The 15984-nt window shown below is 64.5% G+C and carries 16 protein-coding genes; 8 read left to right on the top strand and 8 right to left on the bottom strand.

Annotation, left to right across the window (positions count from 1 at the left end; translation table 11 throughout):
• Positions 1–222: 222 nt before the first annotated feature.
• The 4 genes from HNO52_RS15615 to HNO52_RS15630 all read right to left on the bottom strand — a co-directional run bounded on the left by HNO52_RS15615 (position 223) and on the right by HNO52_RS15630 (position 4452).
• On the bottom strand, positions 223–1140 hold the full coding sequence (locus tag HNO52_RS15615) for a DMT family transporter (protein ID WP_197566158.1): 918 nt from the start codon (positions 1138–1140) through the stop codon (positions 223–225).
• Positions 1141–1205: 65 nt separating this feature from the next.
• Positions 1206–2012, bottom strand: a complete 807-nt coding sequence (locus HNO52_RS15620) for a slipin family protein (protein WP_197566159.1) — start codon at positions 2010–2012, stop codon at positions 1206–1208.
• A gap of 55 nt (positions 2013–2067) precedes the next feature.
• Positions 2068–3540 carry an NfeD family protein gene (locus HNO52_RS15625; RefSeq protein ID WP_197566160.1) on the bottom strand — a complete coding sequence of 491 codons (1473 nt, stop codon included), beginning with the start codon at positions 3538–3540 and terminating at the stop codon, positions 2068–2070.
• A 156-nt stretch (positions 3541–3696) separates the two neighbouring features.
• Positions 3697–4452: a hypothetical protein gene (locus HNO52_RS15630; protein ID WP_197566161.1), complete on the bottom strand. Its 756-nt coding sequence runs from the start codon at positions 4450–4452 to the stop codon at positions 3697–3699.
• Between the two features lie 267 nt (positions 4453–4719).
• Between HNO52_RS15630 and HNO52_RS15635 the strand changes: the two genes are divergently transcribed.
• From HNO52_RS15635 to HNO52_RS15645, 3 genes are all read left to right on the top strand, one after another.
• Positions 4720–5931 carry an ABC transporter substrate-binding protein gene (locus HNO52_RS15635; RefSeq protein ID WP_197566162.1) on the top strand — a complete coding sequence of 404 codons (1212 nt, stop codon included), beginning with the start codon at positions 4720–4722 and terminating at the stop codon, positions 5929–5931.
• A gap of 63 nt (positions 5932–5994) precedes the next feature.
• Positions 5995–7689, top strand: coding sequence for an ABC transporter permease (locus tag HNO52_RS15640; protein WP_197566163.1), 1695 nt, complete (start codon positions 5995–5997; stop codon positions 7687–7689).
• Complete coding sequence (locus tag HNO52_RS15645) at positions 7686–8318, top strand: ATP-binding cassette domain-containing protein (RefSeq protein ID WP_197566164.1); 633 nt, start codon at positions 7686–7688, stop codon at positions 8316–8318. The genes HNO52_RS15640 and HNO52_RS15645 overlap by 4 nt, the downstream gene beginning before the upstream one ends.
• Here HNO52_RS15645 and HNO52_RS15650 read toward each other — a convergent pair.
• The 4 genes from HNO52_RS15650 to HNO52_RS15665 all read right to left on the bottom strand — a co-directional run bounded on the left by HNO52_RS15650 (position 8312) and on the right by HNO52_RS15665 (position 12253).
• Positions 8312–8803, bottom strand: coding sequence for a DUF302 domain-containing protein (locus tag HNO52_RS15650; RefSeq protein ID WP_197566165.1), 492 nt, complete (start codon positions 8801–8803; stop codon positions 8312–8314). The genes HNO52_RS15645 and HNO52_RS15650 overlap by 7 nt on opposite strands.
• Positions 8800–9366, bottom strand: coding sequence for a hypothetical protein (locus tag HNO52_RS15655; protein ID WP_197566166.1), 567 nt, complete (start codon positions 9364–9366; stop codon positions 8800–8802). The genes HNO52_RS15650 and HNO52_RS15655 overlap by 4 nt, the downstream gene beginning before the upstream one ends.
• A gap of 98 nt (positions 9367–9464) precedes the next feature.
• Positions 9465–9761: a hypothetical protein gene (locus tag HNO52_RS15660; protein ID WP_197566167.1), complete on the bottom strand. Its 297-nt coding sequence runs from the start codon at positions 9759–9761 to the stop codon at positions 9465–9467.
• 128 nt (positions 9762–9889) lie between these two features.
• The gene (locus HNO52_RS15665) at positions 9890–12253 is read right to left on the bottom strand and encodes a hypothetical protein (RefSeq protein ID WP_197566168.1); all 2364 of its coding nucleotides are present in this window, start codon (positions 12251–12253) and stop codon (positions 9890–9892) included.
• Positions 12254–12535: 282 nt separating this feature from the next.
• On the opposite strand from HNO52_RS15665, the gene HNO52_RS15670 reads away from it, so the two are divergent.
• The 5 genes from HNO52_RS15670 to HNO52_RS15690 all read left to right on the top strand — a co-directional run bounded on the left by HNO52_RS15670 (position 12536) and on the right by HNO52_RS15690 (position 15783).
• The gene (locus tag HNO52_RS15670) at positions 12536–13492 is read left to right on the top strand and encodes a sulfurtransferase (protein WP_197566169.1); all 957 of its coding nucleotides are present in this window, start codon (positions 12536–12538) and stop codon (positions 13490–13492) included.
• Between the two features lie 94 nt (positions 13493–13586).
• The gene (locus HNO52_RS15675) at positions 13587–14174 is read left to right on the top strand and encodes a TetR/AcrR family transcriptional regulator (RefSeq protein WP_197566170.1); all 588 of its coding nucleotides are present in this window, start codon (positions 13587–13589) and stop codon (positions 14172–14174) included.
• A 93-nt stretch (positions 14175–14267) separates the two neighbouring features.
• On the top strand, positions 14268–14837 hold the full coding sequence (locus HNO52_RS15680) for a carboxymuconolactone decarboxylase family protein (RefSeq protein WP_197566171.1): 570 nt from the start codon (positions 14268–14270) through the stop codon (positions 14835–14837).
• A 92-nt stretch (positions 14838–14929) separates the two neighbouring features.
• Positions 14930–15592 (top strand): sigma-70 family RNA polymerase sigma factor, encoded by a 663-nt coding sequence (locus HNO52_RS15685; RefSeq protein WP_232090329.1) that lies wholly within the window; start codon positions 14930–14932, stop codon positions 15590–15592.
• Positions 15589–15783, top strand: a complete 195-nt coding sequence (locus HNO52_RS15690; RefSeq protein WP_197566172.1) for a zf-HC2 domain-containing protein — start codon at positions 15589–15591, stop codon at positions 15781–15783. Before HNO52_RS15685 ends, HNO52_RS15690 begins: the two co-directional genes overlap by 4 nt.
• The last annotated feature ends 201 nt before the right edge of the window (positions 15784–15984 follow it).

The raw sequence follows: 15984 nt of genomic DNA on the forward strand, positions 1-15984 counted from the left end.
GTGAGAGCGGCGCATTCGAAATTTCGGATTCAGTCAGGCAGCCCGGAACATCAGCATGATGCCGAGCGGTGACGTGCCGATAACGGCAGCGTCCGAGGAAGGGAGCGCTAGGGCGGCGTAGCCAGCCCGGTAAGAGGAGTCAGCACGTTGCGTCGATCCATGGCCAGAACGCGGGCAGCATAGACTTTCGTCTAGCGCTAGAACCCGATAGGAGGCCGAATACTAACAGAGTTCGCGTTTTGCTGCACCCCGGCGGCGCAGGCGCCGCTCCAGTCGACGCTCGTAAAGCCCCTTGGCCAGCAGTGTGCCGAGCACCAGGGCACCGCCAGCCAGCGCCACCGGCGCCGGACGCTCGTCAAGAACCCACCAGACCCACAGCGTGCCCACCACCACCTCGAGCAACATCAGCAATCCTACCTCGGCGGCCGGCAGGTATAGCGGCCCGCGCTGGATCAGGGTGAAACCCAGCGGCAGCAGCACCAGGCACAGCAGTACCAGCAACAGCAGGCTATCGGCCGGCGGCAGCGCAATGCCGCCGCCAGCCAGGCCGAACAGCGCCGCAGTGGCCGCGACGATCAGCCCCGAAAGCGTGAGCATGGGGCTCATATCGACCCCAGGCCGGGTACGGCAGAGAGTGAAGTTGGCCGCCAGCGCCGTCGCCGCCAGCAGCGCGAAGCCGTTGCCGATCCACGAGCCCGCCCCGGCATCGTCGAGCACGATCAGCGAGGTACCGAGCAGGCACAGCCAGATGGCGAGCCAGGTGCGCTGCGGCAGCCGTTCACCGAGGAACAGCCGCGAGAGCAACGCGGCTATCAGCGGCGCCCCGGCCAGGATCATCAGCACGTTACCGCCCTTGGTGTACTGGTTGCCGAGCACGAAGCCGAAGGTGGAGAAGCTGAACAGCAGCGCCACGCTGATGCCGGTCCAACCACAGCGGCGGTAGGCAGCGAAGGTACCGGCCCCATGACGAGCCAGCATGATGATGACGAAACCCAGCGCGGTGAGCAGCCCGCGCCAGACCAGGATCTCGCTGTCGGGCAGACCGATCAGCTTGATCAGCAGGGCATCGGGAGAAATGATCAGCGCACCGCCGCCGGTCAACAGTAGCCCCTGCTGACGGTGCGAAAGGGAGTGGAACAAGGCGACCTCTGAGTCCGTGGGGTCGCCTCAGGATGCCATGCTCGAACAGTTGTGGCACGTCGAACTTAGCCCTCGCCCAGATCCTCCGGCCTGCTCGTGCCCGCGTTTCTGGCCTGGGCGGCCGGCGAGGCCTTCATGTGCCGGAACGCCTCCATGATGTCCATCGGCAGCGGAAAGACGATGGTCGAAGCGTTCTTGTTGCTCATGTCGCTCATGGTCTGCAGATAGCGCAGCTGGAGCGCGGCGGAGTTCTCGGCCATCACGTTAGCCGCTTCGACCAGCTTCTTCGACGCCTGCAGTTCGCCTTCGGCGTGGATCACCTTGGCCCGCCGCTCGCGCTCGGCCTCGGCCTGGCGGGCGATGGCGCGGATCATGCTCTCGTCCAGGTCGACGTGCTTGATCTCGACGTTGGCCACCTTGATGCCCCACTCCTCGGTCTGGGTATCGATGATCTCCTGGATGTCGTCGTTGAGCTTGTCGCGCTCGGAGAGCATCTCGTCGAGATCGTGCTTGCCCAGCACCGAGCGCAGCGTGGTCTGGGCCAACTGGCTGGTGGCGATGGTGAAGTTCTCGACCTGGATGATGGCCTTCTCGGGGTCGACCACGCGAAAGTAGAGTACGGCGTTGACCTTGACCGTGACGTTGTCCTGGGAAATCACGTCCTGCTCCGGCACGTCCATCGTCACCACCCGCAGGTCGACGACCTCCATCTTCTGGATGCCAGGAACCACGATGAGCAGCCCGGGCCCCTTCACCGCCTGGAAGCGACCGAGAAAGAAGATCACGCCGCGCTTGTACTCCGGCAGGATGCGGATCGACGCGGCGATCAGCATGAACAGCAGGACGACCGGCACGAGATAGGAAATCATCATGGGCACTCTCCTCGATATGTCGGGCTACGATGTGTCATCGGCTGGTTGGCATTTGTCACGAATCCGTCACGTTTACTGCGCTTCCTTCAGCAGGTTCGACCTCGAGCGTCAGCCCCTCGACCGCCACCACCCGGACCTCCTGGCCGCGCTTCAAGGCGGCGCTACTGCGCGCGTTCCAGCGCTCGCCACGCAGACGCACGTGGCCTTCGTGCTGAAAGTCCTCCAGTGCTATCGCCTGGCTACCGACGAGCTGTTCCTGGCCGGTCCGGGCCGGCCGTCGGCGCAGGCCGACGAAGCGCACCACGACCCAAAGCATGATCCCCGCCGCCAGCAGGGCGATGCCGCCGATCAAAGGCAGCGACACGGCCAGTTGGTCGGAATCCATCAGCATCACCGAGCCGATCACGAAGGCGACGATGCCCCCCATGCCGAGAATGCCGAAACTCGGCATCAGCGCCTCGCCGACGATCAGCCCGAGGCCGACCAGGATAAGCGCCAGGCCGGCGTAGTTGATCGGCAATAGCTGGAAGGCGAAAAGCGCCAGCAGCAGCGAGATGATACCGATGGTGCCCGGTACCAGGGCGCCGGGGTTGGCGAGTTCGAAGATCAGTCCGTAGAAACCGATGATCATCAGGAAGTAGGCGACGTTGGGGTTGGTGATCACCTGCAGCAACTCGGTGCGCCAGTCGGGATCGAAGCGCTCGATGGCAAGCTCGGCCGTGTCCAGGGTCCGCTCTCCGTTTTCCATCACCACAACGCGGCCGTCGATCTGCGCGAGCAGATCCTCGATATCGCTTGCCACGACATCGATCACATTCTGTTCGAGCGCCTCGCGTGAGGTCAGGTTGACCGCCTCGCGCACCGCCTCCTCGGCCCAATCGGCATTGCGACCGTGGCGCTCGGCCAGGCTACGGATGTAGTAGACGGCATCCTCGAGCACCTTGCGCTCCATGGTGGTCTCGCCGCGACGGCGTGTATCGGCCGGCTCATCCTCGGCATCCGCCGCCTCCTCGGGGTCATTACTCGCCTCATCACCGCTGGCCTCGTCATCGCCGGGCGCTTCTTCCTCGGGAGGGTCCATGCCGGGCAGTCCGCCGCCACCCAACTGCACGGGAGTGGCAGAGCCCAAATGGGTCGCTGGCGCCATGGCCGCCACGTGGCTGCCGTAGAGCAGGTAGGTGCCGGCGCTGGCGGCGCGCGCCCCGCTGGGGGAGACGTAGATGGCAACGGGTACCTCGGATGTCAGCATGGCGCGGATCATGCCGCGCATGGCGGCGTCGAGCCCACCCGGGGTATCCATCTGCACGATCACGATTTCGGCATCGCGTTCGGCGGCAAGCCGCAGGCCGCGCTCGAAGTAGTCGCCGGTGGCAGGCCCGATGGCCCCCTCCACCGTGACGACCAGGGCGATGCGCTCGCCCTCCTGGGCTTGGCTCTGCCACGCCAGCATGCCCCCCGCCACCAGGCACAAAAGCAGGCTCGTCCATAGCACAAAGCGATGAAAGAAGGCGACACGGCGTACGCTCATGGTGACCTGGCCTCGAGTCGATGAGGGTATGCTTGGAGAGCCTGCTGCTGATTCAGCAACTTCTGAATTCAGGTTAGCAGGCCTCACCATACGACGCCGTGCCGACTTCTGCGGATTGGCTGTAACAAGCGCCCTGCCCGCTCCGTGCTTGCGCGTTCAGAGGTCGTGCGGTTCTCCCGCGAAGCGACGCTGCACCTCGACCATGTAGGCGGCCAGCGACGTCAGCTTATCGCCACCCCACTCCAGCGGCTCGGCGGCCATCGGCGCGACCATGCAGATCTGTACCATCTCGTCAGCGTGAACCTGGGCCATGCCGAACTGGTTCTCGGCCATGGTCACCTGATGCGGGAAGGGCTGCTCGAAGGTCGCGGCATAGCCCTGATCGTTACCTTCGCTGCCGTGACAGCTGGCGCATGAGAGGCCGTTACTGCTCAGCGAGGTGTCGTAATAGAGTTCCTCGCCACGAGCCAGCAGCTCCGCCTCGTTGTCTCCCTCCTCGCTATAGGCCGGCGAGTACCCTTCGGGGCGCTGGACATCGCTAACGTCGCCCTCTGCTTCTCCTTCAGCTTCTCCTTCAGCTTCTCCTTCAGCTTCTCCTTCCGCCTCGCCCTCCGCCTCGCCCTCCGCTTCGCCCTCTGCTTCGGCTTCTGCTTCTGCTTCTGCTTCGGCTTCGGCTTCTGCCTCCCCTTCGGCTTCAGCGCCGCCTTCGGCGTGATTGCTGGCCAGCAGGAAGGTCTCCTCGCTCAGCTCGGCCATCGCCAGTTGGCCCGCCTGGCTGACGGCATCGCCGGCGCTGGCCTGCAGGGCGACAACCCCGCCCACCGCCAGAACCAGTGCCGGTGCCGTATAGGCCAACCGACGGCTGAGGCAACCCAGCAGCTGCCGTCTCTTGTCGTCTTTGTTGTAAGGCATGGTGATTGCCTCCGTGAATGACATGTCGGGACTTCTCGCCTCTTGCCGCTGAGTGCCAGCGACAAGACTTCGTCGCGAGTCCCAGCCTCTCCTTACAGTACTTGGCGGGAATAAGAGAAAATGTGTAAGGATGGCAGTAGCTTCGCGACCATGTGGGTACGTCATGAGCGTACGATCCCGAGCGATAGTCATCGCGCCTGCCGACGACAGGCCGCGACTCATTGCACTGGGCCATGTTCGAATCCACCCCCATTGAGGAATGAGTCGATGCCGCTGCGTTTACTTCGTGTCTTGCCACTGGCTGCCATGCTTGCCCTCCCTCTCCATGCGACCCCATCGACGCAAAAGTGGCAGGACGTGCCAGACGAAGCCCGTGGCCAGACCGTCTACTGGCACGCTTGGGCCGGTGACACGCGTATCAACGACTACATCGATTGGGTAAAGCGGCGAGTCAGGGAGGAGCACGAGGTCGAACTGGTGCACGTCAAGATCGAGGACACCGGCTCCGCCGTCTCCCGCGTACTGGCAGAGCGCAGCGCGGGCAATCATGACGACGGCAGCGTCGACCTGGTCTGGCTCAACGGCGAAAATTTCGCCGCCATGAAGGAGAACGACCTGCTCTACGGCCCCTTTGCCGAGCGCCTGCCGAACTTTGCGCTGACCCATCCCGAGCACAACCCCGAAGTGGTCACCGATTTCACACTACCTACCGAAGGACTCGAGTCGCCTTGGGGCAAGGCGCAGATCACTTTCTACTACGATGCCGCACTGCTCGAGGAACAGCCGCCACGCAGCATGGCGCAGTTGCTCGCCTGGGCCGAGACCAACCCGGGGCGCTTCACCTACCCGCGCATTCCCGACTTCCTCGGCAGTACCTTCCTCAAGCAGGCGCTGATCGCACTGGCCGAAGAGGCCGAGGCGCTCTATGAGCCGGTGGAACAGAGCGACTTCGAGGCCGTTACCGTGCCGCTGTGGGAGTATCTCGACACCTTGCACCCCCACCTGTGGCGCAGCGGTCGTCAGTTTCCCGCCAGCGGCCCCGAAATGCGCCGCCTGATGAGTGATGGAGAACTGACGCTGGCCTTCACCTTCAACCCGGCAGAGCCGGCCGCCGCCGTAGCCGATTTCGAGCTGCCCGAATCGACCCGCAGCTATATTCTCGACGGAGGCACGCTGGGCAACGTGCACTTCGTGGCCATTCCTTACAATTCGCCCCACAAGGCAGGGGCCATGGTGGTAGCGAACTTTCTACTATCGCCCGAAGCCCAGGCGCACAAGCAGGACCTGGCAGTCTGGGGCGACCCCACCGTGCTCGACGTAGCACGCCTCGGCGAAGAGAGCCGCGCCCTCTTCGAACAGACATCCGACAACCCTGCCCTGCTGGAGCCGCAGGCGTTGGCCGAGACCCTGCCGGAGCCGCACCCGAGCTGGATGACGGCGCTGCAAGAGGCGTGGCAGGCGCGCTACGTCGGCCGCTAGGGAAGCTCGAGAGATGCCCTGCAATTTCCAATGGTTCCTTGTGGAGAGAGGTGACCGGCCCTGATGCTGCGCCTTGCTCCGGTGGTGATCGTCACCCTGCTGGTCGGCCCGATTCTGGCCGGCCTGGTCATGGCCGTCCTGCCCGCCTTCGGCTATCTACCGGCACTGGGCGGGGAGACACTGAGCCTGACCCCCTGGCGGGAGTTGTTCGCCCAGCCGGGCCTCGCTCGCTCGGTGGGAGTCAGCCTCGCCAGCGGCCTGGTGACCACCGCAGTGTCGCTGGCGGTGGTGCTGCTGTTTCTGGCCGGTACCTCCGGCAGTCGCGTGCATCACTGGATTCACCGCCTGGTCTCGCCGCTGCTGTCGATTCCGCATGCGGCCGCCGCTTTCGGGCTGGCCTTCCTCATTGCTCCCTCGGGGCTGTTGGCACGGCTGGCTTCTCCCGGGCTGACCGGCTGGGAGCGCCCCCCGGATGCGCTGATCGTCCAGGACCCGTGGGGGCTTTCGCTGATGGCGGGCCTCATCCTCAAGGAGATTCCCTTCCTGCTGCTGATGAGCCTGGCGGCGCTGCACCAGCTCGACGTCGAGCGGCGTGTGGCCATGGCCCGCTCGCTGGGCTATCGCCCGGCCATCGCCTGGCTGAAAGTAGTCGCGCCATCGCTATACCCGTTGGTACGACTACCGGTCTTCGCGGTCATCGCCTTCGCCTCCTCGGTGGTGGACGTGGCGATGATTCTCGGCCCGACCCTACCGCCCACACTGGCGGTGTCGATCCTCACCTGGTTCAACGACCCGGACCTGTCACGCCGCTTCATGGCCTCGGCCGGTGTCCTGCTGCAGTTGGGCGTGACGCTGACGGCGCTGCTCTTGTGGTGGGGGCTGGAGTGCCTGGCCCGACGCCTGGGCCGGTGCTGGGTGGAGGGTGGCCAGCGGCGCGTTGGCGAGCAGGCGTTGCACGTGGCCGGCAAGGCGCTGATCCTGTTGGCCGCCGTGACGGCGCTGGTGGGTATCGTCGGCCTGGCCATCAACTCCCTGGCCGGCTTCTGGCGCTTTCCCGACAGCTTGCCCGACACCTTCACGCTGCAGCACTGGCAGCGAGCCCTGCCCTCGCTGGCCGGGCCGGTTGTCACCACGCTGGTGATTGCCACACTGGCAACGCTGCTCGCCCTGGGGCTGGCCCTGGCCGCCCTGGAAAACGAGCAGCGCAGCGGACGCCACCCGGCTCAGGGAAGGCTGCTCTCAGCGCTGACGCTGCTTTATCTACCGCTGATCGTGCCGCAGATTGCCTTCCTGTTCGGCCTGGTGGTGGTGATGGAAGCGGTGGGTACCCGCCCCACTCTCTGGTTGGTGATCTTCGGGCACCTGCTGTTCGTGCTGCCTTACGTGTTCCTTTCGCTCTCGGAGGCCTACCGGCGCTTCGACCCGCGCTGGTCGAGAGTGGCACAGACACTGGGAGCCACGCCCAACGGCGCCTTCTGGCGCGTGCGCCTGCCGATGCTGCTGGCACCGCTGCTCACCGCCATGGCGGTAGGCCTGGCCGTCAGCATCGGGCAATATCTGCCTACCCTGCTACTCGGGGCTGGGCGGGTCCCCACCGTGACCACCGAGGCGGTGGCCCTGGCCGGCGGCGGTAACCGTCGACTGATCGGTGTCTGGGCACTGATTCAAGCCAGCCTGCCACTGGTGGGCTTCATCATCGCCGTGGGCGTTCCCCGCCTGCTCTGGTCCAACCGCCGCGGAATGCGAGGAGCCCCATGACCGACGATTGCCTCGAGTTCGACAAGGTCCACATCGCCCTGCACGGCAGGAAACTGCTGGATCTCGATCTGCGCATCGGCCCCGGCGAGGTGCTCACGATCATGGGCCCCTCCGGCTCGGGGAAGTCGACTCTGCTGGCCTTCGCCGCCGGTTTTCTGGCGCCGGAGTTCGTGGCCTCGGGACGTATCCTGTTGGGAGGGAACGACATCACGGCGCTGCCGGCGGCGCAACGCGGCATCGGTCTGCTGTTTCAGGACCCGCTGCTCTTCCCGCACCTTTCCGTCGCAGGCAACCTGCGCTTCGGCCTGCCTCGCGCCGTGCCCGGCAAGGCTGCCAGGGTCGAGGCGGCACTGGCGGCGATCGGCCTGACTGGCTTCGGCGAGCGCGACCCGGCCACCCTCTCCGGTGGACAGCAGTCGCGGGTGGCATTGATGCGCCTGCTGCTGTCATCGCCCCGGGCCGTGTTGCTGGACGAGCCTTTCTCCAACCTCGACACGCATCTACGTCAGGAGATGCGCCGGCTGGTATTCGGCCGGCTAAGCGAAGCGGGGCTGCCCAGCCTGCTGGTGACACACGACCACGAGGATGCGGCAGCAGCCGGCGGGCGGATCATCGAGCTCGGTCACTGAGCTGCAGCAGCCTCCACCCGATCAGCGATAGCGTTGAAGATGGCGTCTAGCTCCTCCGCCACCGACTCGAGCTCGGGACCCGCCTGTTCGGCATAGGGGGCGAAGACATGACTCGGTGTTTTCCACGAGAGCGTGGCGCTGTCATTCTCGTTTTCGGTGACGTAGAAACGTATCGGTGCTTCGATCATCGCCGGGACGCTCAACTTCAGAATCTTTACCGCGTAGTCGTTACGAAACACTCCCACCACACGGTTGCCGGGAATGGTGACGCCGCGATTGGCCGCGGCCTCCGTGGGGCCGGCTTCGGTCACGACGGCCATCTCTTCCGCCTCGACGGCCTCCTTGAGTGCCGAGAGCAGTTCGTCATAATCTATCTCGGTGGACCTGACCTCCCACCCTTCCTGGGGCCAGTCAACATCAGCGGCGAGGGGGGCGGCCAGTATCAAGGCCAACCCTGCCATCGCCATCTTGTGAATCAGCTTCATGCCGTTTCCCTCCTTGTCAGGTTCTCTTCGACTGTCTGCTTGTGCCAAAAGCGAAGCGTCGAGGGGTGCACCCCGAAATCGTCGGGCAGGGCCACGCCGAGTTGCTCCGCCATGAAGCCCAGCAGGGCCATGTGATGCACGGTATGGCTGGTCAGAAAAGCCAACTCGCGCGCCATGCTGGTCGATAGCGCCAGGCTGACGCTGGCACCCTCGACGGGGTATCGAACTTGTAATGGTAGCGAGCGATGCGCATGCAGGCATGGCAGCGCGCCGCTGATCTCGACAACCCGCGCCACGGCCTCTGCCGGTTCGACTTCGAGCCGCTCGTCCCGCTGGCGATTCTCGTAGTCGATGTTGCCAACTCCCGCACCGTCCAGCAGGGCGTCGTAATGATCGAGAATATGACGCACGTGCTTGCCCAGGCTCTGGCGCTCTGTCGGGCCGAAGGCGTGCCGATAGGCGGACGGAGTCAGCCTTTCCAGTAACGCCTGCAACTGGTGCAGGGCCAGCCGGTTCTCCTCGATGAGGCTGTCGAGGCAGGCAGTGTCTTGTTGTTCGCTCATGCGCCTTTCCCCTTCTTGAGTGGACGTGCCTCGTATTGCCGGCTCCGTACCGGGACACGCTAGTGCCCGGCACGGAACAGGATCGTTACTGAGAACACTTAGGTCCCTTCTGCTTCTGCCTCGTCTTCAGCTTCGCCTTCGGCCTCTCCCTCAGCTTCGCCTTCGGCCTCTCCTTCGGCTTCCACTTCCGCCTCGGGCTTCTTCTCTTCATGAGCCTCGGCCAGCATCAGCGGCGCTTCCTGCCCGCTGGTATAGCCCGGTTGGGTGTCGGTTTCGTCGGCAACGGCCTGCATTGCCATACCGCTGGCGACCAACGCCATGGCGGGAGCCGCGTAGCCAAGTCGCCGGCTGAGCCGGCTCAGTAGCGTGCGGCGCTTCTCCTCGTGCTCTGTCATGTCATGTACTCCATCTGGGTCGTTGTCGTTCAACGGCATGCGACGATGCATTCGCAAACCGCCTGGTTGCGAAACGGGCCGGTGATGCCCGCTCCGGTCGGTGGCCCACCTGCAAGGGCCACCGCTGCTCAGTTCCCGGCCGTCATGGAGTCGGCCGGGATTGTCGGTTGTGAGGCGTCCTCCGACGACCTATCGAGCCAAGTGTCCAGTTGCGTGGCGGTGAGCTCGATACCAATCGTCCAGCAAGCGGTCCCTTCCAGCCAGCGATCCAACACCTGGACCTCATCGGCAGAGGGCGGCTCACCGCCGGCCGTGCGACACTCCGGCAGCAATGCCGCCAGGGCATCGAGCCGGGACAGCGGTGTTGGGGTCGCGGAAGTGGTCTCGGCACTGGTGATGATCCAGACCGGCAGCTTGCGTAGTAGTACCGGAAGCGTTTCCGCCGCGGGTGAGCCAGCCCCTCGTGCAGGCAGTCCGAGCGGCTCCAGGCATACCGCTTCACCCTCCGGCACCAGCCTGACACCTCGGGAGAGCGTGCCGTCGAGATTCGAGGACAGGGCGTCAAACGCCTCCCTCGCGTGGGCATCGCTGGCGATACAAAGCGCGGTGTTGCCCACCGGCGTCACCACGAGATGGGCATCGATTACCGGTTGCCCGGGCTCCGCGGCCTGGCGCAGCAGGAACTCCGTCAGAGCCGGTGCGATAGCGGGCAATGTCAGGCGAGAGGCGATGAGCGCCTCGTCGGAGGCCAGGGCATAGCCCGCCGATGCCTTCAGCAATGCCAGCCGCGGCAATGCGTTCGCAACTTCGCGGGAAAGCGGTGAAAGCCGCTTCCACAATCCCGCCTGCAAGCGAGCGAAGGACGCGCTATCGGCCACTTCCAGCGCCCAGCGCCGCTCTTCGTGTTCCAGCAGCACCGTCTGTGCCTCGTGATTTGCTCCAGGCTCGCCAGCAACCGAGTCGACTTCGGGAAGCACCGAGCCTTCGTTGCCGCGCTGACACAGCAGGCCCAGGCGGCACCACTCGGCGAGGGCGGACCAGACCTCACGGCCCAGCGCATTGGTGTCGACGTCGCCCGTCTCCGCGGTTGCCGCCCCCAGCGCCTCGATGATTGCCTCGGGTTCGAGCCCCTCGGTGGCCAGCAGCCAGATCAAAGCTGCGGTGTCGTTGGGGCGATAGAGGCGACCGGTGGCAGCCTCGTAAAGGGCCAGTTGCTGGTCGTCGTAGACCTCACTGACGCGGCGACGCATCAACCTGGGACGTGGCATGGGTTGGCCGGCCAGGCCATCGGCCAAGGCCAGATCCTGCTCACTGGGCAACGAGAAGTAGGGCAAGTAGCGCAGCGGATCGGCGGCGGGCAGCAGGCGGCGGAAGCCGCCTGCCCGGGCCCGTTCCGCCTCGGCTTCGGCCAGCGGATCGGATGATTCGTCAGCCTCATCATCAGCCAGGCCGGTCAGGGCGATCAGGTCGCGCACCAGGTCGCCCTTGATCTGCTCCTCGATCAGCCCGCCGCTTTCGGGCGCGGCGCAGGTTCCAAGCGACGGGCTCAGGTTGCATTCGAGAATCCACGGCTTGAGGGTATCGTCGATCAGGCAGTCGAGACCCAGCAGCTCGTAGCAGCCGCGCGGGTCGGCGCCCACGGCGGCGGTGCGGCTTCGCATCGCGTCGACAGCGGCAATGGCCGTGAGACTGATGAGGTCCTCGATGCGTGCGAACAGCGCCGTGTCGTCGTGCCCCTGCTCGCGCAGCCAGGCGCGGTAGCGGTCGAAATCGATGAACTCCACCGGTACCTCGGCGCTGGTGTTGAGGGCGTTGATGTCGGGATTGGTCAATTGGCTGTAGGGATTGTCGGCATCGTCCGGGTCCCAGGGCTCGGAGGCGAGCTTGGCGAAGCCTTGGCGATACAGATAGACCCGCAGCGGCGCGAGCGAAGCGATCAGCACGTAGAGCCGCAGCACGTACTTGTGCCCGCGAATGGTATGCGGATGATCGAGGTACTCCTGAACCAGCCAGTCGGCGGCCAGCGGCGCCTCGCCGACGTCCTGCAATACCCGCACGCCCTTGCCCTTGGAGGCATTGGTGGGCTTGAGGATCCAGCGCTGCGCCGGGTTGTCCCGTGCGGCCTGCTGCAGGGCATGGTAGTCGTGCGGCATGACATAGGCGCGGGGGAAGAAATCCAGCCGCGACGTCAAGGGATGCTGCGCCCCGAAGCCGTCGACCATGCGTGCCATGAGGCCGGCCAGGCTTTCGTACAGCCGGCTCTTGACGGTCAGTGCGGCATTGCCGGGAAAGTGGTTGATCCGACATCTTGGCGAGACCCGGCGAAACTGCCCGTGCTCGGGCATGCCGGTGACCCAGGCGGCGTCCCAGTGCCGCTCGTCGCCCTCCTCCCAGCCTCGTGATTCGAGGGCCTCGCGAAAGAACCTGTCCTGCTCGGCGGCTCGCTTGCCTGCCAACCAGAATCGCCGTGGGGGCGGCTGCTGTTCCGTCATGCTCGCGATCTCCTGTGTCTTGTCATTTCTTTCTTGTTGTTGGACCCGGCGGTAGGGCTCGACTGCCAACTGTGTCGTATCGCCCGCCGGCTCCTTACACCGATAGCAGCCGATTACCGTTCTGTCGTCGAGCTCCGCTCCGTTTGCTTCTGATGACGGTATGGGCATGCGACGTCTTATTACCGCGGGGAATGTATCGGAAGGAAAGCATTCTTGGTGATATGTTGCCTCCCCCCTGTGGCCGACCTAGGCTCAGGGCATCCCAGCGTGGAGGACAGACTCATGCGAATCCCTCTAATCGTGGCGGCCGGCGCCTTGGCGATTGCCGGCTCCGCCCAGGCGATGCACCCCTCTCCCCTGGTCGACGCCGAGTGGCTCGATGGCCAGTTGGACAGCAAGAACCTAGTGGTACTGGACGTGCGCTCCACCATCGATGACGGCGGCGACCGCGCCGACTTCGAGGCCGGCCGCATTCCTGACAGTCGTTACAGCAACTACGCCGAGGATGGCTGGCGCGAGGAGCGCGATGGCGTGGCCGGGCTGATGCCGGACGTCGACGACCTGGCGGAACTGATCGGTGGCCTGGGTATCGGCAACGACGACACCGTAATCGTTGTGCCCGCCGGCACCGGCCCTACCGACTTCGCCAGCGCTACCCGAATCTACTGGACCTTCAAGGCACTGGGCCATGACGAGGTGGCGATCCTCAACGGCGGCTTTGCCGGTTGGGAGCAGCAAGGCTTCGAGGTCGCAGAGGGTCCTGCGAGCGACTCCGAGGCGACCGACTTCTCGGCATCGCTGCGCGAAGAGCTGCTGGCCACCACCGAGGAGGTCGATGCGTCACGTCAGGCCGGTGAGCAACTGGTGGATGCCCGCCCCGTTGGCTTCTACCGGGGCGAGGAGCAGTCACCCGCCGCTCGCGTGCCGGGCACGATCCCCGGCGCAGCAAACCTGCCCCATCACGATGCACTGGTCGAACGCGACGGCGCCTGGTATCTGGAGCCCGAGCGGCTGACGGCTGCCATCGATGCCTTGGAGCTGGATAGAGAGGCCCCTACCGTCGCCTTCTGCAATACCGGGCATTGGGCCTCAAGCGGCTGGTTCCAGCTCAGCGAAGTGGGCGGCTTCGCGAACGCCACCATGTACGACGGCTCCATGGCCGCCTGGACCCGCGACGATTCCCGCCCCGTGCATCTGGCCGACCGCGGCGTCCTGACGGTGGGCGAACTACTCGAATGAGGTGTGCCGAGTTGTGACGCCTGTACGACGGCATCGAGGCATGGCGGGAGAAACAGGGCTTGTTTTATGGAACGGGTGGTACTAAATTTGACGCATGACACGAGGACGCCCCCTGACATTCAACCCCGACCAGGCCGTGCAAGCCGCCATGCAGGTGTTCTGGTCGCGCGGCTACGACAGCGCTTCCACCCGCGACCTGCTGGCCGCCATGGGTTTGTCGCGCAGTAGCCTCTACCAGGCCTTCGGCAACAAGGAACAGCTGTTCGTCGACGCCTTGAGACGCTATCGCGAATCGCTGCTCGGCCGCCTGCGCCAGCGTCAGTCACGCGCCCCGACGGCCCACGCCTTCTTCGAGGAGCTTTTTCGTGACACCGCGGAGGATGCCGGCAGCGAGCGCGCCGCGCTGGGCTGCCTGATTTTCAATTCGGCTACCGAGCTGGGACAGCGCAATGAACTTGCAGCCGCCGAGGCAAGGCGCAGCGTGGCGGCCATTACCGAGCTATTCCAGTCGGCAGTAGAACGTGGCCAGGCCGAGGGCAGCATCTCTGCAAATCAGGACCCGGAGGTACTTGCCACCTACCTGACCATGAGCATGGCGGGGTTGCGGACCTTGCTCAAGTCGGGGGGAGAGCGCCACCAGATCGATGCCGCGACCGCACTGATCATTCGCGCGCTACGCTAACACAGCGCGCCCGCGACGGATCGCTTCGCCATATATGGACCATTAGTTCCATATATACGCCAAACGCTAGACCGATGAACGACAGGAGGTTTCATGACAGCCGACTACCAGATCCAGCTCGAGCCCCAAACCCTCGACAATGCCGACGCAAAAGCACGGCCGCTGCTCGACAAGGCCAATGCAAAGCTGGGCTTCGTACCCAACATGTACACCCACATGGCCAAGGCGCCCGGTGTACTTGATACCTATCTGCATGGTTACGAGCTATTCCGTCAGGATTCAGGGTTTACACCCCCCGAGCAGGAGGTCGTCTTCCTGACCATCAGCCGTCTCAACGGCTGCGGCTACTGCATGTCGGCCCACAGCATGCTGGCCGAGAAGGCCTCTCAGGTGCCCGCCGACGTGATCGATGCCATCCGCAACGACCAGGCAATCCCCGATCCGCATCTGGCGGCGCTGAGCACCTTCACCCGTGCGATGTTCGATACCCGTGGCAAGCCGAACAAGAAGGACGTGCAAGCCTTCCTCGAGGCCGGCTACGATGAGAGCCAAGTGCTTCAGATCGTGCTGGCGCTCGCGGTGAAGACGCTCAGCAACTATTCGAATCACTTGAACCATCCCGAGCTTGACGAAGCCTTTGCTGGCCATGCCTGGCAGGGTTGAGGCGCTCGGGTAATTTCTGCCCTGGTATCAGGAATACCGGGGCAGAAATAGCCGGCGCCTCGCTGTGCTGAGAGCAACACAGGGGGTGAACCATGAATAACAGTGAGCCGGCGGAAGCTTCCGGCGAGGGCGAGATAGCGCAGGGGCGCGGCGTTCCTTCGGCGGACGCATCGCTCGCAAGCGATCAGCAGGACCGAATGCAGCGCCTGGCCGCCGTCCGTCCGCGGCTGGTCTCCTTCGCGCGCCTGCATCTGCGCAACAACGCCGCTGCGGAAGACGCCGTTCAGGATGCGCTGGAAGCCGCCATCGAAAAGGATGCCAGTTTCTCGGGCCGCTCCGGCTACGAAACCTGGGTCTTCGGCATTCTCAAGCACAAGATCCTCGACCTCATGCGTGCCCAGAAGCGCCATGGCCAATGGCAGCCGCTCGAGGACGAAAGCGATGACGACGCCATCGACCGCCAGTTCCAGCAGAGCGGCAGATGGCAGAAGGAAGCCCGCCCCAGCAGCTGGGGGGAACCTGAAGCGGTATTCGAGAATGAGCGTTTCTGGCAGGTCTTCGATGCCTGCATGATCGTACTGCCGGATAATCAGTCCCGGATCTTCTCGCTACGCGAGCTGATGGGGCTCACGACCGAGCAGATCTGTCATGAGCTGGGGATCAAGGAGAACAACTGCTGGATCATCCTGCACCGCGCCCGCTTGCGGCTGCGGGCCTGCATCGAACAGGGATGGATAACGGGAGGCCATCCATGATCATGTGTCGACGCGCCACGGAGCTGATGTCGCAGCGCCTCGATCGGCGACTGTCATGGCCGGAGCGAGCCTCTCTGCGCTTTCATCTCGCCATGTGCGGCGCTTGCAGCCAGTGCAGCCGACAATTCGAGCTGCTTCACCGTGCCGCTTTTCGCTTCGACCCTGAACGCGACGGCAAACGCTCCCGATAACCGCCTGGTGAGGTGTCCCCTTCTCGAAGGCTCGATCCTTGTCTCGTTGCCGCCCTGAGCCGGGCGGCTGAAATATATGGCAAGTTTCCCGATTTCACCAATTTTTTCATTGTATCGGTATGAGAACGCCCCGCCCCTTACCTATTCCATACGAAGCCTTTATACCGCTTATTCGTGACGATGTGTTAATTAAGTTTTCTA

The sequence above is a fragment of the Halomonas sp. MCCC 1A13316 genome (genome assembly GCF_014931605.1).
Lineage (GTDB): Bacteria > Pseudomonadota > Gammaproteobacteria > Pseudomonadales > Halomonadaceae > Halomonas.